Here is a 20,234-nt window from a genome sequence, read left to right on the forward strand (position 1 = left end):
ACACGGCCGCATGGCACCAGCAGCAGACGCGCGCCCCTCCCGCATACGGTGGCCGCGTTCCACCGCCGTACCGCTCCCCCTCGCAGCGGCGGCGCGGGGTGCCGTCGCCCTCGCGCTGCCGCTGTTCGTCGGGCTGCGCACCGGGTGGGTGGTGCCGTCCGTGATCGCCGCGATCGGCGCCCTGTGGGGCGTGAGCCAGGACGGCTCCGATCCCTACCGGACACGGGTACGGCGGCTGGGCTGGACCGGCGTGTCCAGCGCGCTCGGCCTGCTCGCCGGTGAACTCGCCCTGCGCAGCGGGGAGCCGACGGCCGTGACGGCGTGCCTGGTGGCGGCCGCGCTGGTGGCGGGCACCGTCAGCCTGCGGGGGCGGATCGCCTCCGTGTCGGGCATGCACCTGCTCCTCGGCGTCACGATCGGCGCCGGCATCCCCGTGCCGGGGCCGTGGTGGCAGCCGCCGCTGGCCCTGCTCGCCGGTGTCGCCCTCGTCCTCGTGCTGTCCGCCGCCCCGTGGCTCTGGCGCCGGCACCACGTCGAGCGGGCCGCCGTACTCGCCGTCTACCGGAGGGCGGGCGAGGCGCTGGCCGCCGCCGGCACCCAGGACGCCGAGGAGGCCCGCCGCCGGATGACGCTGGCCCTCAACCACGCCCACGAGGTGATGGCCCCGCACCTCGCCCCGCGCGCACGGCAGCGGCAGCAGGCGGAGGTCCGGGAGCTGGTACGGGCGTTCCACTGCGCCGTACGGCTGGGTGAGGCCGTGACGGCGATGGTGTGGGAGGCCCGCCCGCTCCCGCCCGCCCTGACCGGCGTACCGCTGCACCTGGCCGAGCGCCTGCTGCCGGGACGCGTCCCGGCTCCTGTTCCGGCGGAGCATGCGGTGCCGGCGGGCGACGCGGACTCGCCGGGCAGGCGCGCCCTGGCCGACCTGTGCGCTGCCGTCGACGACGAACCGGACCCCGCCGACCCGACGCTGCACCTGCCGGCGCACTCATGGCCCGGACGGACGGCGCACCTGCGCTACGCCACCCTGCTGGCAGGCTGTGTGCTCGTCGCCCACCTGCTCGCCGAGGCTCTGCACGGCCCTCGCGGTTACTGGCTCCCCATGACGGTGGCCTTCGTGTACAAGCCCGACTTCGGCCCGCTGTTCACCCGGGCGCTGCACCGCTGCGTCGGCACGGTCGTCGGCGTGGCCGCCATCGGCGCGGTGTCCCTGGCGGCGACCGGCGCCTACCCGCTGATCGGCGTGGTGGCGGTCTTCGGCGCGCTGATGGCCGTAGGCGTGCGCCATCACTACGCGCTCGCCACCACGGGCCTGACCGCGGTCGTGTTCGTGCTCGTCGACCTGCTCGGTGACCATCGGGCGTTGTACGGCACACGCATCCTGGACACCGCTCTGGCCTCCGCGCTGGTGCTCGTCGCGCACTTCGCGGTGTGGCCCGACTCCGCGGCGCACCGGGCCGAGGCGCAGACCGAGGCCGCCGTCGCCGCCGCCCGGCGCTACCGCGACGTCGCCCCGGAAGCGGGCCCGGTCCACCGGCAGTCGCTGCGCCGTGCCGCCTACCACCAGCTGGCCGAGGCGCGTCGGGCCGTCGCTCACGCCCGCGGCGAACCGGCACGGCCCGGCCGGTCGCTGCCCGACTGGGAGGCCGCGATCACGGCGGCCGAGCGGCTCTGCGACAGGGTGACCGCGCAGGTGGTGGCGGGCGAGCCCGGACCTGCCGCCCGCACCTGACCGCGCTGCCGCACGGCCGGGACCCATACCGCTGTCGCCTGGATCCTCTCTGGTCCATGAGGGAGGAGAATGGCCGTATGGACCTTCAGGTGCTGCGCTCCTTCCAGGCCGTCGCGGAGGGAACGACGGTGACCGACGCCGCGGCGGACGCCCGTATCACCCAGCCCGCCCTGTCGCGGGCCCTGAAGCGGCTTGAGGACGAGGTCGGCGCGGAACTCTTCCAGCGGGTGGGGCGTGGATTGCGCCTCACCCCTGCGGGACGGGTGTTCAAGGAGTACGTCGACGCGACGCTCGACAACTACGACCGGGGCCGGCGAGCCGTGGCCGAGGTGGTGGACCCCGATGCGGGCGTGGTGTCGCTGGCCTTCCTGCACACGCTCGGCACCTGGCTGGTGCCCAGACTCGTCACGGACTTCAGGCAGTCGTTCCCGCAGGCCCGGTTCGAGTTGCACCAGGACGGCGAGGCCGGACTGACCCGGCACCTCCTCGACGCCACCGCGGACCTGATCATCACCAGCAGCGAGCCCGGCCACCCGCTGATCACCTGGCGGCGCCTCCTGGTGGAGCCACTACGGTTGGCCGTCCCCGCCCGGCACCGGCTGGCCCGGCGCCACCGGATCCGGCTGGCCGAGGTGGCCGAGGAGCGGTTCATCCTGCTCAAGCCCGGATACGGGCTGCGGGACATCACCGAGACGCTGTGCCGCGAGGCCGGTTTCGTCCCGCTCGTCGGCTTCGAGGGCGAGGAGGTGGAGACCTTGCGCGGCCTGGTCGCCGCCGGCCTGGGGGTGTCCCTGATCCCGTCGTCGCCGGACACGACGGCGACCCTGGACGCCCCGATCCGCTACCTGGAGATCACTGATGTACGCGGTGCCCGGGACATCGGCATCGCCTGGCTGAGCTCACGTGCCGTGCCGCCGATCGCCCGGCGCTTCCTCGACCACGCCATGGAGTCGGCCTCCGCACCCGCGGCTGCGCGAGCGGCCTCACGGGCCTGACGCCGATGCCCCGTCAGGGCGCCCAGCGGCCGGGCGCCCTCCGCCACGGCCCGAGAAGCGGTCGAACCGCACACGGTGCCGGGTGCTGCCTGAGATACCCGGCGAGCGGAAGGTTCTGCCGGCGACGAGCCCGGCGATCCGCCGCGCACCGTAGGTTTCGAAGTGGGTGCGGTCGTTGCAGAAGAAGGCGCCCACGGGCCCCGATCCGAGGAGAACACCGACACGTCCCACTTGCCGCCGCTCGCGGCGAAGCGGCTGGAGAACGTCGTCATCACGTCGTACTTCTGCGGCCGGGCCAGGTGGATGCACACCGTCGAGTTCGGCGACACCGCCTTCACCTGCGTGTACGCCGCGTTGAGCAGCCCGGTCATCTGCGCCGGGTTGGAGACACTGCCGACGGGGCGGCATTGGTCGCTGGAGGGGTTGACGAAGGTACGCAGCGACGACGCCTACTTGTTCGCCGGTGCGTAAGGGCACGTACTGCGGTACGTCGAGACGCCGGTGGGGTCGGCCAGTGTGGGGCACAGGAACTTGGTGTACCGGGTGTCGTTGTCCACGAATGTCTTGAGCCAGGGGATCAGGATCCGCATCTCAAGGGAGTTGGGCTTGGTGGGGAAGAGGTGACCGGCCCCGGTGAGCTGCAGGTACGCGTTCTCTGTCGCGGTCGGCAGGGTGGTGTACAGGCCGTCCAGGTAGGACGGGGTGACCGTGGTGTCCTTGGTGCCACCCATGATCATGGTCGGTACCCGGTCGCCGACGAGGTTTCCGGACGGCTTGAACGGTGTGAGTCCCACGGCGGCCTTCAACGACGGCCGCCGCTCGGCCGCGACCAACGCCCCGCCACCGCCCATGGAGTGGCCCACCACCGACAGCCGGCCGGGATCGACCCGGTTCCGTACCGGACTCTTCTGGGTGAGGTAGTCCAGCCCGGCCAGCAACTGCGTCCCCCTGGCCGTGTCGAAGTCGTTACGGCTGTTGGTCTCGATGCCGATCACCACGAACCCGAACGAGGCCAGCCAGTGCCCCATCCACGCCTCCTCGTCGGCGAACCGCGCGGTGTAGCCGGGCACGATCGCGACCGCACCCCACGTCCCCAGGCTGGTGTCGGTCGGGTAGTAGATCATCCCGCCGTTGAAACCGTTCCCCGGCGGCACACTCTGCTGCGCGGTGGCGAACGTTCCGCGGGTGGCCGCGACACTCGCCAGGGTCGGGTCCGGCCCCCGCTGGTACGGGTTCTCGGCTGCGGACGCCGGAACTCCCGCCACGATGGCCATGAGCGTCGCGAGGACGACCGTGACCACGGCGACGATGCGCCGCACAGGCCCACCCGGGGGTGGTTGCGTGTGTTCCTCTGGCACGACGACGAACCTCCTTTGGCGCGACGACGACCACCACACGAACGCCCGGAGAGCGAGGCATGCCCGAGGAAGGCACCCCCAGGAGTGTTGTGCGCGCTCCCAGTAGCGCGTGGGATGGCGGGTGAGCATCGGTGGTCAGCCGACTGTGATCGTTCCCAAGTCAGCCATGAAGGTGCATCAGGAAGTCTCGCCGTGGGGCACTTGACCTGTCAATCACTGGGCGCGGAGAAAGTCACGGATCCGAACAGGGGCGAACAACAGGGGCGAACACCAGAGTCCGACAGAATTCTTGACCGCGGGGCTGTCCTGGCGTGCGGGGCAGCACGATGAGACCCGCGGCGCTCTACGACTCCAGATACCTCAGGACCGCCAGGATCCGCCGGCTGTAACCGGTGGTGTGCGACAGCTCCAGCTTGTCGAAGATCATGTTGAGGTGCTTCTCCACCGCGCTCAGCGAGATGTGCAGTTTCTGCGCGATGGCCGTGTTGGTGTGCCCCTGGGCCAGAGTCTCGAGGACATTGCGTTCGCGGGGCGTGAGGCGGGTCAGCGGATCTCCGTTCGTCGTGCGGATGACCAGTTGCCGCACCACCTCTGGATCGATGGCGGCGCCGCCCGCCTGGACGCGCTCCAAGGCGTCGAGGAACTCCTCGACCTGGGCGACGCGGTCCTTGAGGAGATACCCCACGCGTTCCGCGCCCCCGGCCAGCAGCTGCGCCGCATAGTTGCGCTCGATGTGCTGGGACAGCACCAGTACGCCGACCTCCGGCCACCGCTCACGGATCTCCAGGGCCGCACGCAGTCCCTCGTCGGTGTGTGTCGGAGGCATCCGGATGTCGAGGACGACGGCGTCGGGTCGCCGCGACGCCATCTCCTCCAGCAGGGGACCGGCGTCGCCGAACGCGCCCAGGACCTCGTGTCCCTCCTCGACCAGGAGCCGGACCAGCCCCTCGCGCAGCAGGGTCGAGTCCTCGGCGATCATCAGGCGCATGGCAGCTCCGCGGTAATGGTGGTGGGTCCCCCTTCGGGGCTGTCGACGCGCAGGACGCCATCGAGCGCGGCCACCCGGCTGCGCAGTCCGCTCAGCCCGCTGCCCGCAGGATTCGCCCCGCCCTCGCCGTTGTCCCGGACCTGTACCGAGAGCACCCGACCGCGGAGCGCGACCCGCACGGAGACGGCCGTGGCCCGGGAGTGCTTGGCCGCGTTGTTCACGGACTCCGACACCACGAAGTACGCGGCGGTCTGCACCGGTTGCGGCAGCGGCCCATCGACGTCGAACTCCGTACGGACGAGGATGCCGCACCGCTCGGACACCCCGCCCAGTGCCTCCTCAAGCCCCAGGCTGTCCAGCGCCGACGGATAGATCCGCCAGGCCACTTCGCGCAGTTCCGCGAGGATGTCCTGCGACTCCTGATGCGCCTGGCGCAACAGGGCGTCTGCTCGCTCAGGGTGGCGTCCCCTGCGTGCCCGGCCGAGCAGCATGCCCAGTGCCACCAGGCGCTGCTGGATCCCGTCGTGGAGGTCCCGCTCGATGCGCCGGCGTTCGGTGTCCACCGCCCGCACGATCGCCGCCCGGCTGGTGGCCAGTTCATGGATGCGGCGCTGCAGCAGTTCTCGTTCGGAGGGGCCGAAACACTCGCGGGCGATGTGCCTGTCCAGGGTGGTGAGTGAGTGGAGCCCCTGGACGTCGAGGAAGAGCAGCACACCGCCGAGCAGCACCTGCGTCAGCAACTCGTCCCAGCGGAGGGTCCCCTGGGCCATTCCCCTCACGAGCAGCCCTGCCAGGACGATGCCGAAGCCCAGCAGTCCGAGGACGACGCCGCACAGCAGTCCTGTGTAGCTGCGGACCGCCAGATAGCGAAGGATCTTCTGCTCGGACGCCGTGTAGTGCTCGGGGAAGCGGTCACCGAAGAAGACGGCCCGGCGGAGCCGCTCCAGGGCCGTCAGCCGACGGGCTCCGGTCATGAGGATGCCGAGGGCACTGGTGCGGGTGAGCGGCCACAGCAGGAAGGGGCCGAGAGCGGTGCCCACGACGAGGAAGTAGAGGGAGTCGAGCAAGGCCGTGACGCAGCCGAGAAGCGTACCGACGCTCCGGCGCGGCAAGGAGGTCGGCCGGATCGCCGCGGCGTCGCCCTGGCCCCACCGGCCCGGCGGGTCATGGGCGGTGATGCCTGCGGAGTCCCCCTGCACAAGGGCTGAGCCTACTGACGCGGCCTGATCGCCGCAGCAAGATCGCTGAGAGTGCCTGTCGCGGGTCATGAAGTGCGGCGGTGCCGGGCCTGGTTGCGGCCGCGCAGCCGTACGGCCACGTAGGCCGCAAGGGCGGCGACCACCAGGACCAGCACCGCTTTGGAGAGGATCCCGACGTAGGTCTCCACCAGCTCCCACTGGTCGCCCAGCCAGTAACCGGCCAGCACCAGGACGGAGTTCCAGATCAGGCTGCCGAGCGTGGTCAGCATGACGAACACGGCCAGGGGCATGCGCTCCACCCCTGCGGGGACGGAGACGAGGCTGCGGAAGATCGGCACCATGCGGCCGAGGAAGACCGCCTTGGTGCCGTGCTTCGCGAACCACCGCTCCGTGCGCTCCAGGTCGGAAGCCTTCACCAGCGGCAGCTTCGCCCAGATCGCGTGCATGCGTTCACGGCCGAAGAGCCTGCCGATCCAGTAGAGGACCACGGCTCCCGCCACCGAGCCGAGCGTGGTCCAGAACAGTGCCGAGGCCAGGGTGAGAACTCCCTGCCCGGCGGCGAACCCGGTCAGCGGCAGGATCACCTCGCTCGGCAGCGGCGGGAAGAGGTTCTCCAGCGCGGTGGCCAGGCCGGCTCCGGGACCGCCCAGGGTGTCGACGAGATCGGCGGCCCAGCCCCCGATGCCGTCGGCGGGTTCCTGCGGCAGGGCCAAGGACATGAGGTGCATACGAGTCTCCAAGCTGGCGGGTCAGTCGCCCGGGGCCGGGGCCCCGACTGACCTCCAAGCTAGAAACCGCAGCTCAGCGGCGGTATGCGGATTGCCGTCAAGTCCGGTGCGGTGGTCCGCACCGGACACCCTGCGGAAAACCGCACCCCTGCGGAACGCACGGTGTCGCGCGTCTGGCGGCGCCGTGGTGCCGGGGCGGGCTGCCGCCCCGGCACCACGGCCCGCGCGTCACTCCTCGTCGCGCAGACGGGCCACCAGGGAGGTCAGCGGTTCGATCTCCTCGGTGTGACCCAGGGCGGTCAGGTGGGAGACCGCCGCGTCGAGACGGGTGAGGGCGGGGCCGGGGCGTTCCAGGTAGATGCCCTCCACGGCACCCGCGAGGCGGACGCACTCGGCCCACTCGCCGGCACGGTCGTCCTCCGGTCCCGGCTCGCCGAGCAGAGCGAGGGCCTTCTCCAGCGCGGCCAGTGCGTCCTCGTACTCGCCGGCGTAGGCGTTGACCCGCCCGTGTTCGTAGGCGAGTGCCGTGTCCAGGGAGCGGCCGTGGGCCTCGTATGCGGCAGCGCGGGCCTCGTCGGCGATACGGCCGGCGTCGGCCAGGTAGGCGAGGGCGTCGGCCAGGCCGTCGGGACCCTGCTTCTGGGCCTGGACGCGGGCGAGTTCGCGCAGGCAGTTGCTGAGCTGCTCGTAGCGCGGGGCCCGGGCGTGCGCGGCGATCGCCTGGTCCGCGGCCGCACGGGCCCGGCCGAACTCGCCGGACTCGCCGAGGAGTACGGCCGTCTCCGCGGCGATCATGGCGTGGCTGCCCGGGTCGTCGTCCCAGCCCGCCGACTCGGCCGCGAGGGCGACGAACTCCGCCGTGGCGGCCTTCAGATCCTCCCCCGCGTGCAGCGCGCGGGCGCGGGTCAGGCGCAGCTGGGCGATGAGCCGGTCGTCCAGCTCTCCGGCGGCGGCGTCCGGTTCGGCCAGCAGGGAGTCGAGCAGGGCGATGCAGTCCTCGACGCGGCCCAGGTCGAGACTGAGCTGGGCCGCGTTGCTGTAGGTGCAGAACGCGTCGATCCGGCTGCCCCGGCGAAGATGCACCTCCGCCGAGCGCGTCAGGTGCCGCAGTGCCTCCTCGGGGCGGCCCAGGTGCATGCAGGCCTCGGCCAGGTCACCGTGGAGGCGGGTGGTGTCGATCGTGTCGGCCGGCCAGTCGGCGGCCCGTCGCAGGCCCTCGGTGAGGTCCGCGTACGCTGCCTGCGCGTCCCGGAGGCCGAGTCGGAGCCGGCCGCGCAGTCCGAGGGTGCGGGGCAGGTGCCAGGTGGGACCGTGTGCCGTCAGCCGGTCGAGGAGTGCGTCGATCTCGGTGACCGCGGCGGGCAGGTCGCCGGAGATGGCGTACGTGCTGGCCCGCAGCAGCAGGGCGCCGGAGATCTGCCCGGCGATGTCGTGGCGGGTGGCGAACGCGTGCAGCAGGTCCACTTCGGCGAAGACCGGCGCGACGTGCTCCTCGCTGCCCGAGGTCTGCAGGCGCAGGGCGAGCGCGGTCACCCGCAGCCGCAGCAGGCGGGCCTCCTGGTAGGCAGCGAGGCCGGGCGTCTCCTCCTGCAGGCGGACGAGGGACGCGTGGGCGGCGGTCAGCGCGGCGGCCTTCGCCTCGGGCCCGTCCGCGCCCTCCGCGGGGATCTCGGCGGCGGCGAGCAGGGCGTAGGCGCGGGCGAGCGCCGCGTGGCCCGGCAGGCCGGCGTCGTCGTACAGGGCCGCGGCCTCCTCGTGGAGGGCGACGGAGTCGGCGTACTCGTCCCTCTCGCCCGCCCGGCCCGCCTCGTCGGCCAGCAGGTCGGCGCGCAGCTGGACGAGGGAGCCGACGGCCGGGTCGTCGGGGTGGGCGTAGTCGCGGGCGGCGACGAGTGTCCGCAGCCGCGCCCAGCAGACCTGTGCGTCCGGGTGGCCCTGCTCCTCCGCCTTCCTCGCCCGGAGGATGAGTTCGGGCAGTTCGTCGGGGACGGTGCCGGCCGTACGGCCTGCGGGTGCCGTGACCGGGGCGGCCGGGGCCACGTCGTCGAGGTGGCGGGTGCGCAGGGTGAGTTCCAGCGCGTCCAGGAGCGGGGCTCGGTCGAGGCGGGCCCTGCGGCGGTCGGTGTGGGCCGTCGTTCCGTTGCGGGCGTCGAAGCGGGCGGCGAGGTCGTCGGCGCGGCCGCGCACCTCGGCGCGCAGGCCGGCCACCGTCCAGGTGCGGCCCGCGTATCCGGCGGCGGGCAGTTCGCCGTGGCCGAGGAGCTCGACGCGCTGGAGGAGGACCTCCACGCCGGTGAGGAAGTCGAGCTGGTCCAGCGGCGAGTCGACCTCGTCGAACAGGTTCCGGTTCTCGGCGAGCAGTTCCAGGCCGCGTGCCTCGTTGCCGGTCAGCGCGCAGAACTCCAGGTGCCGGCCGACCTCCCCGGACATCGAGGGGTTGCGTCGGCAGCCGCGGTATCCGGCGAGGTGCAGTTCGCGGGCCCGGTCGGTGCGGTCGGTACGCAGCAGGGGCAGCAGCGCGTACGAGAAGGAGCGGGCGGGCTCCTCCTGGCAGGATTCCTTCCCGGCCAGCACGGGCTCCCAGATGCGCAGCGCCCGCTCGTCGTCGCCCGCCCTGAGGTGGTGGCGGGCGCGCTGGCAGATCTCGCAGGCCTCGCAGTCGCTGAGCCGGGTACGGGTGCGGCCGGCCCACAGCTCGTAGGCGAGGGTGGTGTCCTCACCTACGTGGGCCGCGAGCTGGTAGGCCTGGCCGTAGTAGGGCTGGAGGCCGAGGCCGGCCTTCTCGTAGCGGTCGCGCATCTCCGTCAGCCACTGGCGCAGGCTGGTCAGCGGCATCTCGGGAAGCTGGCGCAGCGCGTGGGCCACCCACTTGAACCGCCAGAACAGCAGGTGGCGCAGGCGGTCGTCGAAGACGTCGGGCTGCTCGTCGAAGAGGGTGAGCAGGCGGGCGAAGACGACGGGCGACTTCCGGGGTTCGGAGCCGTACGTGTACGCCTCCTGGAGTTCGAGGAGCGCGTGGACGAGCGGGAGGGGCTCCGCGAACTGCTCGGCGGCGTCGACGAGTTCCTCGGCGGTGACGGTGCGGGTGCGGCCGTAGGGGCGCCGGTCGTTCTCCTGGAGCGCCTGGTACAGCTCGTCCGTGCTCTGGGGATGGGGTGCGGTGGGCATCGTCAGCTGTCCTTGCGGAGGGCGTGGGCGAGAAGGTCGAGGAAGGAGCGGTTGATGAGGCTCGACTCGGCGGGCCTGAGCGGGCGCCGGGACAGCATCGCGGCCTGCCCGTAGAGGGCTTCGGCGCTGGTGCGGGCCAGCTCGGGCTCGTCGATGGTGACGGCGGTGCGGACCAGCGGGTTGAGCTGGTTGAGGATCAGCTGGGCCCGCGGGGCCTCCTGGCGCAGGGCGCCGAGGATGTCGCCCCACAGACCGCCCTCCTGCTCACGGGCGAGCCGGGAGCGGGTGCGCTCGTGCCGGGCCTCGCGGCTGTCGACGAGGAGGGCGGGGGCGGAGGCGGGCTGGAAGGTGCGCAGCGCCACGTCGCAGTCGAAGACGGCGAGGGCGTCGCGGGCCTGGGCGAGGTAGGCCGCGGCGGCCAGCTCCGTCTCCCGGTCGACGGGGTCGAGGTGGGCGGTGAGGGTCTCCGGGTCGAGATCGGCGACGCTGACTTCGGGCCTGATCTCGGGCAGCCGGTGGACCAGGTCGCGGTCGTAGGTGTAGCCGCCGTTGACGACGCCCAGCCCGGCGGCCGAGGCGATCGCCGCGACCTGCCGGAACTCCTCCACGCTCGACGTCACGAGCACGGTGCGGTGGGTGCGTGCGAACTCGTCGAGGGTGGTGTGCCCGTCGGTGGTCTCGAACGGCAGCCAGGGCAGCAGCATCCGCAGGATCTCGTCGTCGTACACCGCGAGCGACTTCACGGCCAGGTGGTGGGCCTGGAGGAAGCGGCCCAGCAGGTCCGGGTCGCTGGCGGCGACGCGGGCGATCCAGGCGCGCAGCCGCTCGGCGAGGGCGTCGCGGACGGCGGCGAGGGTGTCGTCCTCGTACAGGGACTCGCGGGACGCGGTCGGGCGCAGGCTCTCGGCGTCGACGACGCAGCGGACGAAGAACGCCCAGTCGGGAAGGATCTCCTCGGCCTGCTCGGACAGCAGCATGCCCTTGACGTGCACGCGATGGCCGTGGCGGCGGCCGGCCGGCACCGCCTCCGGCAGCACGCACGCGATGCCCTTCAGGCCTACGGCCGGCAGGTCCAGCTCGATGGTGTCCAGTGGCCTGAACCCGAAGACCTCCTCACCGTACGCGGCCAGCGCCCGGGAACGGGCTCCCGGCGTGGGGTACGTGCGCGTCCAGGGTGCGGGCTCGGGGTTGACGGGCGCGCCCGGGCCGCCGGTGCCGCCCGTGCCGTCGTCGAAGGTCACCGGGTGGCGCAGCAGGGAGCCGAAGTGGCGGGCCAGCGCGTGCACCTGCGCCGGGCGGGTCCACTCGGCCGCGTCGGCACGCGGGGTCAGCGTGACGGTGGTGCCCGGCCGGGGGCGGGCGGAGGCGGGCAGGGTGCGGACGGTGTAGCTGCCGTCGCCGCGTCCCCGCCACTCCACGGCGGGTGCGTCGGGGGTGCGGGCGGAGCGGCTCAGGACGTGGATCTCGTCCGCGACCAGGAAGCAGGAGAGCAGGCCGATGCCGAACTGGCCGATGAAGTCGCCACGTTGTTCGGCTATCCGGTCGGCGCGCTTGCTGCTGCGGCCGATGGTGGCGAGGAAGGTGTGCACGTCGGCCTCGGTGAGACCGACGCCGTCGTCCTCGACGCGTACCACCGAGCCGTTGGCGTACAGGCGGATGCCGAAGGGTTCGGCGGGGGCGGCCGGTTCGAGGGCGTGCCGGGCGGTCAGCGCGTCCACCGCGTTCTGCATCAGTTCACGCAGGTAGACGCGAGGGCTGGAGTAGAGGTGGTGGGAGAGGAGATCGACGAGGCCGCGCAGATCGACCTGGAAGGTGCGGTCGGCGCCGGCCGGGTCCGCGGCGGCGTGGGGCAGTGTCATCGGGCAGTCCGGAGTGGGAAGGGCGACGGGTGGGTGGGCGGGGCCGATGGGCGGCGCGTGCTCGGATGCGGTGGTGGTGCGTACTCGGACGCGGCGGTGGTGGTGCGTACTCGGACGCGGCGGTATGGCGCGCGCTCGGACGCGGCGGTGATGGTGCGTGCTCAAGCGCGGCGGTGATGGCGCGCGAACTCCTTCTCCGGCTCCGCGAAGTAGGTCCACGGCCACTTGGTGCAGGCGCCGTCCAGCGTCTGGAAGACGCGCCGGGCCGTGTGGCGCTCACCGGCCAGCGACAGGGCCATGGCGAACATGTTGAAGTCCTGTTGCCAGCCCGGGCGCCACACATAGGCGGGGTGGAGGATGCTGTAGTCGGCCGCCTCCCGCAACTGCGCCCGGATCTCGTCGGTTTGGAGGTAGTCCCCACGCTCCGACTCGACCCACTCCTCGATGTACGCCATGGCGATCACGCAGCCGAGGCGGTGGCCCTCCGGGGCGCGGGCGAAGGCCTCCTGGGCGAACGCCAGGGCCTGCCCCGGCTCGCCACCCCAACGGGGCTGCAACTGCGACACCCACTCGATGTGTGTCTCCAGGTCCAGCGGGTCACGGCGCAGGGCGGCGTCGAGCCGGGTCTCGTTGACGGCACGGCCCAGTGACATGCCGCGACCGGAGGTGAGGAGGCGGCGCCACGGCGTGACCCATTCCGGCCGCAACTCGGCGGCCTCCAGCAGCTGCTGCTCGGCGATGTGGAGCCGCTCGTGGAAGATCCGCCACTGTTCCTCCGTGACGTGCACGGCACGGGCGGCGGTGCGCGCCTCCCAGCCCCAGCTGATGTGACGCGTCCCGGATATCAGCAGGGCCGTCGCGCGGTGCTCCTTGTCCTCCTCGACGGCCCGGCCGATCCAGTCCTGCACACCGTCCAGGTCGGCGAGTTCACCCAGCACCTGGTGGTAGCGGCCGAGATCGAAGGGCGCCAGCGCCGCCTTGACAGCCTCCCAGTCACCCGCGTCGGCCGCTTCCACCAGCGCCAGCACCCGGGCGTCCCCGAGCGCGCGCAGCGTGTACATCCCGTTTTTCTGCCTGCGCGGGACGGGAAGGGCGTGCGGATCCGCCGCCGGTCTCTCCGCTCCTCTGCCGAACAGCTTGCCGAACATGCCGCGCCCTCCCCTGGTCCCGCGTGATCGTCCGGTGCAGCATAAACGGCCCCCCTGACACCGCTTCCACAGGGTTTTCACCGGCGCTTCACCGGCCCGGAATGCGGTGGCGCCGGCCCGGGCCGGCGCCGGAGTGCCCTACCGGCGGACAGGTGGGGAGGGCCCCACTCCGAAGCCTCGGGTTACCCGTATCGACCCCCATGATCAAGCCGACCTAATGTTCGAGCATGGGAATCATGAGAATACTGTCGCAGATGCGCGACTTGTCTCCAGTCGGCACCCGTATGCGTCGCCCGGCCCGGACGTTCGGCCGCATGGCGGGGCGTCGCACGGCGGCGGCCGCTGTGGCGCTGGCCGCTGTCCTTGCCACGGCCACCTCCCAGAGCGTGTCGGCCGAGTCCGGCCGGAAGAGTGACGACCAGGCTCGGTTACAGCGCGATGCCGATGCGATCCGTGCTCTGGGAGTCGTCGGCGTCCAGGCCCGTGCGGTCACCGCCGAGGGCCGGCACCTGGTCGCCACCAGCGGTGTCGCCGACCTTCGGACTCATCGTCCCCTCGCACCCAATGGCTACTTCCGCACGGCGAGTACGTCCAAAGCCTTCGTGGCCACCGTGATCCTGCAACTGGAGGAGGAGGGCATGCTGTCCCTGGACGACACCGTGGAACGCCGGCTGCCCGGTGTGGTGAAGGGCCATGGCAATGACGGCTCCGCGATCACCATCCGGCAGCTGCTCCAGCACACCAGCGGCATCCACGACGACTACCCGGACTTCTCCTCGCCCCGGGACTACTACGAACACCGCTACGACGTGTACCGGCCCGAGCAGCTCGTGGCGCGCGCGATGAACCACCGGCCCGACTTCCCGCCCGGCCACGGGTGGGCGTACTCCAACACCGGCTATCTCCTGCTCGACATGATCATCGAGCGGATCACCGGGAATCCGGTCCACCAGGAGATCACCCACCGCATCCTGGGTCCGCTCGGTCTCGCGCACACCCGGTGGACCGGCACATCGCCCACGCTGCCGCACCCGCATGCCGACGCCTATCAGCTCTTCGGCGGGGGCGCCCTGGTGAACGTCACCGAGCAGGTCCTGAATGACGCCGGGACGTCGTTCGTCTCCACCACCGCGGACATCAACCGCTTCTTTCGTTCACTGCTCGCAGGCCGACTGCTGCACCCCCGGCAACTGGACCAGATGCAACGGACCGTCGCCGTCAGCGGGGCCGCGGAGGCGATGTGGCCGGACGGCCGGTACGGGCTGGGGCTGGTGCAGCGGCCGCTGTCGTGCGGCGGAATCTACTGGAGCCACGAGGGTGGTGACGGAGGGTATGTGACCTTGAACGGTGTCACCGACGACGGCAGGCGCAGCGCCGTGGTCTCCATGTCCACCGCACGCGCAGACAGCGAAGCGCACGCACTTGAGCAGGAGGACGCCGCCAGCGCGCTCATCGACCATGCGTTGTGCCCGGCACGGTAGGCGGGCACACCAGGGCCAGACAGTCGGCGAAGTGCGGTGCGGTCGCGCCGTGGGCGGTGCGGCTCCCTATCCGAAATGTCGAACCGGTTCGAGCATGAAGCGAAGGAGCCGGGAGAACCTCGCGCAGGAGGGATTGCTGGCCCCGTTTACCGGTGCTAGCTTCCTCGAACCGGTTCGATGAACTGGTCCCTTCGTGCTACCCCGAGCCCCGTTCCGCACCCTCCCGGTTACTCGATCGAGGATTGAGGACGCAATCCATGCCATCCGCTGACAGATCCGCCCGGCGCCGGGCCCCGGCCGCGGTGGCCGTGGCTCTCGGCGCGGGCCTGCTGACCGCACCAGCCGCCCCCGCGCAAGCGGCCGACGCTCCCCAGCCCGCAGCCCGTTACACCTTCGACCAGGACGATCTGACCTCCGGCAGGATCACCGACAGTTCCGGCAACGGCCTGACGGCGACCCTGGTGAACGGCTCCACCGCCCAGTCCGTGGCGGGCACGGACGGCGGCAAGGCGCTGGCCCTGCCCGGCGGGGCGCCCGACTCCGACGGCGCGTACGTCCGCCTGCCCCGCGAAGTACTCGGCGCCGCGACCGACTTGACGGTCTCCGCCCGCGTGAAGTGGAGCGGTGACACGTCGTCCTGGCAGCGGATCTTCGATCTGGGCACCAACACCACGAAGTACCTCTTCACCACCCCGTACAGCGGAAACGGGGTGCTGCGCACCGCCGTGACCACCAATGGAGGCGGTGCGGAGGCACAGGTCAACGGCTACGCGATGCTTCCCGCGAACGAGTGGCGGACCGTCACCGTCACCCTCGACACCTCCGCCGGCCGGCTCACCACCTACCTCGACGGCGTGGCGGTCTCGTCCGCCCGGACCAGCATCAAGGCCAAGGATCTGCTGGACGGTTCGGCGACGGCCGCCGGTTACATCGGCAAGTCCTTCTGGCCGGATCCGCTGCTCAAGGGCGCGGTCGACGACTTCACCGTGTGGCACTCGGCGCTCAGCCCCGAGCAGGTGGCCGGCACGGTCGGCGCCCTGCCCACCCTCCAGCAACTCTCCCGGACGTCCTTCGAGGTCCGTACGACGACCGGGACCGCCCCGTCCCTCCCCGCGGCCGTCCGCTCCTCCTTCTCCGACGGCTACGACCGTGACACCCCGATCACCTGGGACGCCGTACCGCCCGAGAAGTACGACCGGCCGGGGACATTCACGGTGGCGGGCACGGCAGCCGGGCGCGCGGTGAAGGCCACCGTCACCGTGGTCCGCGAGGGACAGCTCACCGTGGACCTCGGCTCGGACACCGGCGCGTTCCACGGCGGAGCCTCCGGCACCCTCTACGGGGTGTACGGACCGGACGTGCCCACCAACAACCTCATGGAGGGCATGGGCCTGCGCACGGTCTCCACCAAGGCGCAGGACGGCCCGCAGCACCCCGGTGCCGACGCGCTGGAGGTGGTCAAGCCGCTGGCCGACTCCACCGACGGTGACGTGTACATCTACATGACCGACATCCACCGCGGCTTCCCGTACCAGTGGCCGGGCAACACTCCCGAGGAGAAGCTCAAGCTCTACGAGGAGAAGATCGCCAAGCAGGTGGATCAGGTACTGCAGCTGCCGAAGCAGTACCAGGACAACATCGTCTTCGTGCCGTTCAACGAGCCCGAGGGCAACATGTTCGGCACCGGCGAGTGGAGCTACAACAAGGTCAGCTGGCTGAGCGACCCGGACGACTACTTCGCCGCCTGGGACGACGCGTACAAGCTCATCAAGGGCAGGATGCCGGGCGCCCGCATCGCCGGCCCCAACACCAGCGTCCTCTACGACCAGGTGAAGGGCTTCCTCACGCACACCCTGGCCGCGGGCACCCTCCCGGACGTCATCACCTGGCACGAGCTGAGCCACCCGGAAGCGGTGCGCGAGAGCGTCGCCAAGTACCGGGCGTGGGAGAAGGAGCTGTTCAAGGGCACCGACAAGGAGGGCACCCAGCTCCCCGTCAACATCAACGAGTACGCCTTCAACTACCACACCTCGGTGCCCGGCCAGATGATCCAGTGGGTGTCCGCGATCGAGGAGTCCAAGGTGGACGCCGACATCGCGTACTGGAACATCGACGGCAACCTCTCCGACTCCGCGGTGCAGTCGGGCCGAGGCAACGGCCAGTGGTGGCTGCTGCACTCGTACGCCTCGATGAGCGGTCACACCGTGCAGGTGACCCCGCCCTTCCCCGGCGAGAACTACACCATGCAGGGCGTGGCCACACTGGACGAGAAGAAGAAGCAGGCCCGGCTGATCTTCGGCGGGTCGACCGGCAAGGGACACATCACCTTCGCGGGCGTCCCGAAGCAGCTCTTCGGGGACCGGGTGCACGCCTGGGTGCGCGAGATCGAGTGGAGCGGGCAGGTCGGTGACAACTCCGGCCCGAAGCTGCTGACGGAGACGAACCTGGAGGTCGGTGACGACGGCCAGGTCGTCGTCGACTTCGGTGACGGCGCGCTGCCGAAGCTGAAGGAGTCCTCGGCGTACGAGATCGTCCTCAGCCCCGCCGGGAAGGCGAAGAGCACGCAGTCCCCGCCCGCGCGCTGGCAGGGCTCCTACGAGGCGGAGGACGCCGCCCACAGCGGCTCCGGCTACTCGAAGAACGGCCCGGAGGGCTCGCCGCGCGATGTGTCGAAGTTCTACACCTCCGGCGGCTACGACGTGGGCGGCCTGCGCACCGGCTCGGACGTCACGCTCGACTTCACCGTGGACGTGCCCGAGGACGGCACGTACGACCTGAGCGTCTTCGCCAACTCCCTCAACACCTTCGACAAGGTGAGGGAGCAGGGCCCCACCAACGTCTTCCTGAGGGTGGACGGCGAGGCCGACAGCGAGCAGGAGCTGTACCTGCCCCTCGGCTACAAGTGGGTGGTGTGGGACCACACCGACACCGAGGTCCACCTCACCAAGGGCGAGCACACCCTGACGCTCGCCGCGAAGAGCCTCGACGGCAAGCGCGCCACCAAGGGCGACGCCATCGTCGACCGTCTCACCCTGTCCTTGCCGCGGGATGCGGTCGGCACGCAGGTGTACGAGGGTGAACTGGCCTGGCTGGGCGGCGGGGCGCAGCCGGTCTACACGCTGCCGAAGCACACCGAAACCCCTGCCACCGGCTCCGGCGCGGCCCGGCTCCCGAAGAAGGGGACCGCCACGTTCTGGGTGTACTCACCCGCCGACCGCGAGGCCACCCTCAAGGTCGACACGCTCGACGGCACCGGCGCCCGGCTCTCCGTCAACGGCCAGGACGTCCAGCGCCTCGGCAAGGGCGGGAACAGCGTCGCGGTCTCCCTGTCGGGCGGCATCAACAAGGTGACCCTGACGGGAGGTTCGTCCACCACCCTCGTGGACCGTCTCACGGTCACGCCCACGGAGGGAGAGCTGCCGACACGTACGTACGAGGCGCAGGACGCCGAGCTCGCGGGCTCGGCCACGCTGACTCCGCTCTCCCTGGCCACCGACGGCACGGCGATCACCGGCATCGGCGGCGGCCCCGGCAACGGCAACACCGCCACCTTCACCGTCGCCGCCGACCGCAGCGGGCTGTACGCGCTGCGCATCCGCTACTCCAACCCCGAGCAGTCCGAGGCCACCCACTACAACCCGGACCCGCTGGCCCGTCACGCCGACCTCACCGTCAACGGCGGCGAGATGCGGCGCATCGGCTTCCCGCACAGCTTCCACCAGAACAACTTCTGGGAGCTGACCGTCCCCGTCCACCTGAAGAAAGGACAGAACTCGATCACCTTCCGCTCCGAGGAACTGCCGAACTTCGACGGCACCACCTACGCCTCGGACACCTTCCCCGGAGTGCTGCTCCGCTCCCGCTACGCGCCGCTGATCGACCGGATCACCGTCGCGCCCTACGCGCGGCAGGTGCGTTGAGGTAACCGCCGCCGGCGGCGACGTGGCCCACACGTCGCCGCCGGCGGTCTGTTGTCATCTCGGCCAAGGCCGCGGTGCTGCCGTCTTGACAACCCTGTGCCCACGGGGAAAAGCTGTTGCGCATAGAGATGTACGTTGCTTCATCTGAAACCACCGGGGTTCGGTCCGAAGTTTCCGGAACCACTCCGGGAGGGAGCCCGCCCGTGGCCATCTCCGTTTTCGATCTGTTCTCCATCGGCATAGGTCCCTCCAGTTCGCACACCGTCGGACCCATGCGGGCCGCCCGCATGTTCGCCGGCCGGCTGGAAAGGGAAGGTCTGCTCACTCGGACGGCGTCGGTGCGGGCCGAGCTCTTCGGCTCCCTCGGTGCCACCGGCCACGGTCACGGCAGCCCCAAGGCCGTGCTGCTCGGACTGGAGGGCAACGAGCCGCGCACGGTGGACATCGGCCAGGCCGAACTGGACGTCGAGCGGATCAGATCGACGGGGCGGCTGCGTCTGCTGGGCCGCGACCTCGGCGATGCCCACGAGATCGGCTTCGACACGGACGGTCAGTTGGTCCTGCACCGCCGCCGTTCCCTGCGGTACCACGCCAACGGCATGACGTTCTTCTCGTACGACGCAGAGGGGCTGCCGCTGCTGGAGACGACGTACTACTCGGTCGGCGGCGGGTTCGTCGTCGACGAGGAAGCGGTCGGCGAGGACCGGGTCAAGCCGGACGACACGGTGCTGAAGTACCCCTTCGGCAGCGGTGACGAGTTGCTGCGCCTGACCCGGGAGACGGGTCTGTCGATCTCGGCACTGATGCTGGAGAACGAGCGGGCCTGGCGCACCGAGGAGGAGATCCGCGAGGGTCTGCTGGAGATCTGGCGGGTGATGCGGGAGTGCGTGGCACGCGGCCTGTCCTGTGAGGGGATGCTGCCGGGCGGGCTCAAGGTCCGCCGCCGGGCCACGGCTGTGGCCAAGGCGCTGCGGGCCGACGGCGATCCGGCGGGGCGGGCGTTGGAGTGGGTGACCCTCTACGCCATGGCGGTCAACGAGGAGAACGCGGCCGGTGGGCGGGTGGTCACCGCACCGACCAACGGGGCCGCCGGCATCATCCCGGCGGTCCTGCACTACCACGTCAACTTCGTCCACGGAGCCGACGACGACGCCGTCGTCCGGTTCCTGCTGGCAGCCGGCGCCATCGGGCTGCTGTTCAAGGAGAACGCCTCCATCTCCGGCGCCGAGGTCGGCTGTCAGGGGGAGGTCGGCGCCGCGTGCTCCATGGCCGCGGGCGGCCTGGCGGAAGTCCTCGGCGGCTCGCCGGAACAGGTGGAGAACGCCGCTGAGATCGGTATGGAGCACAACCTGGGCCTGACGTGCGACCCGGTCGGTGGCCTGGTGCAGATCCCGTGCATCGAACGCAACGGCATGGCGGCGGTCAAGGCCGTCACCGCGGCCCGGATGGCCCTGCGTGGCGACGGCCGCCACCACGTGTCGCTGGACAAGGTCATCAAGACCATGAAGGAGACGGGCGCCGACATGAAGGTCAAGTACAAGGAGACGGCCCGCGGCGGGCTCGCGGTCAACGTCGTCGAGTGCTGAGGGCGGAGGGTTCGGTCCGGGGAGGGTCCATGGGACGGGTCACCGAGCGACGGCGCGTACTGCGCATCCCAG

12 protein-coding genes and 1 pseudogene are annotated in these 20,234 nt (G+C 71.3%); 5 read left to right on the top strand and 8 right to left on the bottom strand.

The annotated features are described in order from the left end of the window. The first annotated feature begins 10 nt into the window (after positions 1 to 10). A complete protein-coding gene (locus NW895_RS16950; protein WP_289936388.1) occupies positions 11 to 1,732 on the top strand; it encodes an FUSC family protein in 1,722 nt (573 codons plus the stop codon). A gap of 56 nt (positions 1,733 to 1,788) precedes the next feature. Further along, positions 1,789 to 2,727: a LysR substrate-binding domain-containing protein gene (locus NW895_RS16955; RefSeq protein ID WP_289936389.1), complete on the top strand. Its 939-nt coding sequence runs from the start codon at positions 1,789 to 1,791 to the stop codon at positions 2,725 to 2,727. A gap of 275 nt (positions 2,728 to 3,002) precedes the next feature. Here the strand turns inward: NW895_RS16955 and NW895_RS16960 are convergent. From NW895_RS16960 to NW895_RS16995, 8 genes and pseudogenes are all read right to left on the bottom strand, one after another. Next, positions 3,003 to 3,098: pseudogene (locus NW895_RS16960) on the bottom strand (hypothetical protein); the annotation flags it as partial. 78 nt (positions 3,099 to 3,176) lie between these two features. Next, positions 3,177 to 4,085: a dienelactone hydrolase family protein gene (locus NW895_RS16965; protein ID WP_289936390.1), complete on the bottom strand. Its 909-nt coding sequence runs from the start codon at positions 4,083 to 4,085 to the stop codon at positions 3,177 to 3,179. Positions 4,086 to 4,428: 343 nt separating this feature from the next. Next, positions 4,429 to 5,073: a response regulator transcription factor gene (locus NW895_RS16970; RefSeq protein ID WP_289936391.1), complete on the bottom strand. Its 645-nt coding sequence runs from the start codon at positions 5,071 to 5,073 to the stop codon at positions 4,429 to 4,431. Then, positions 5,064 to 6,272, bottom strand: coding sequence for a sensor histidine kinase (locus NW895_RS16975; RefSeq protein ID WP_289936392.1), 1,209 nt, complete (start codon positions 6,270 to 6,272; stop codon positions 5,064 to 5,066). Before NW895_RS16975 ends, NW895_RS16970 begins: the two co-directional genes overlap by 10 nt. Before the next feature lie 65 nt (positions 6,273 to 6,337). Beyond that, on the bottom strand, positions 6,338 to 7,000 hold the full coding sequence (locus tag NW895_RS16980) for a DedA family protein (RefSeq protein WP_289936393.1): 663 nt from the start codon (positions 6,998 to 7,000) through the stop codon (positions 6,338 to 6,340). Positions 7,001 to 7,228: 228 nt separating this feature from the next. Next, the gene (locus NW895_RS16985) at positions 7,229 to 10,168 is read right to left on the bottom strand and encodes a hypothetical protein (protein ID WP_289936394.1); all 2,940 of its coding nucleotides are present in this window, start codon (positions 10,166 to 10,168) and stop codon (positions 7,229 to 7,231) included. A 2-nt stretch (positions 10,169 to 10,170) separates the two neighbouring features. After that, the gene (locus NW895_RS16990) at positions 10,171 to 12,027 is read right to left on the bottom strand and encodes an HSP90 family protein (RefSeq protein WP_289936395.1); all 1,857 of its coding nucleotides are present in this window, start codon (positions 12,025 to 12,027) and stop codon (positions 10,171 to 10,173) included. Between the two features lie 161 nt (positions 12,028 to 12,188). Then, a complete protein-coding gene (locus tag NW895_RS16995; RefSeq protein ID WP_289936396.1) occupies positions 12,189 to 13,175 on the bottom strand; it encodes a hypothetical protein in 987 nt (328 codons plus the stop codon). A 509-nt stretch (positions 13,176 to 13,684) separates the two neighbouring features. Between NW895_RS16995 and NW895_RS17000 the strand changes: the two genes are divergently transcribed. The 3 genes from NW895_RS17000 (at position 13,685) to NW895_RS17010 (ending at position 20,162) form a co-directional block, all read left to right on the top strand. Then, positions 13,685 to 14,656 carry a serine hydrolase domain-containing protein gene (locus NW895_RS17000; RefSeq protein WP_289936521.1) on the top strand — a complete coding sequence of 324 codons (972 nt, stop codon included), beginning with the start codon at positions 13,685 to 13,687 and terminating at the stop codon, positions 14,654 to 14,656. Between the two features lie 257 nt (positions 14,657 to 14,913). Then, entirely contained in the window at positions 14,914 to 18,576 is a 3,663-nt protein-coding gene (locus NW895_RS17005; RefSeq protein ID WP_289936397.1) for a LamG-like jellyroll fold domain-containing protein, read from the top strand. Between the two features lie 203 nt (positions 18,577 to 18,779). Beyond that, positions 18,780 to 20,162, top strand: coding sequence for an L-serine ammonia-lyase (locus NW895_RS17010; RefSeq protein WP_289936398.1), 1,383 nt, complete (start codon positions 18,780 to 18,782; stop codon positions 20,160 to 20,162). The last annotated feature ends 72 nt before the right edge of the window (positions 20,163 to 20,234 follow it).

Origin of the sequence: Streptomyces sp. S.PNR 29 (assembly GCF_030386795.1) — a bacterium.
In the GTDB taxonomy this organism is placed as follows: Bacteria; Actinomycetota; Actinomycetes; order Streptomycetales; family Streptomycetaceae; genus Streptomyces.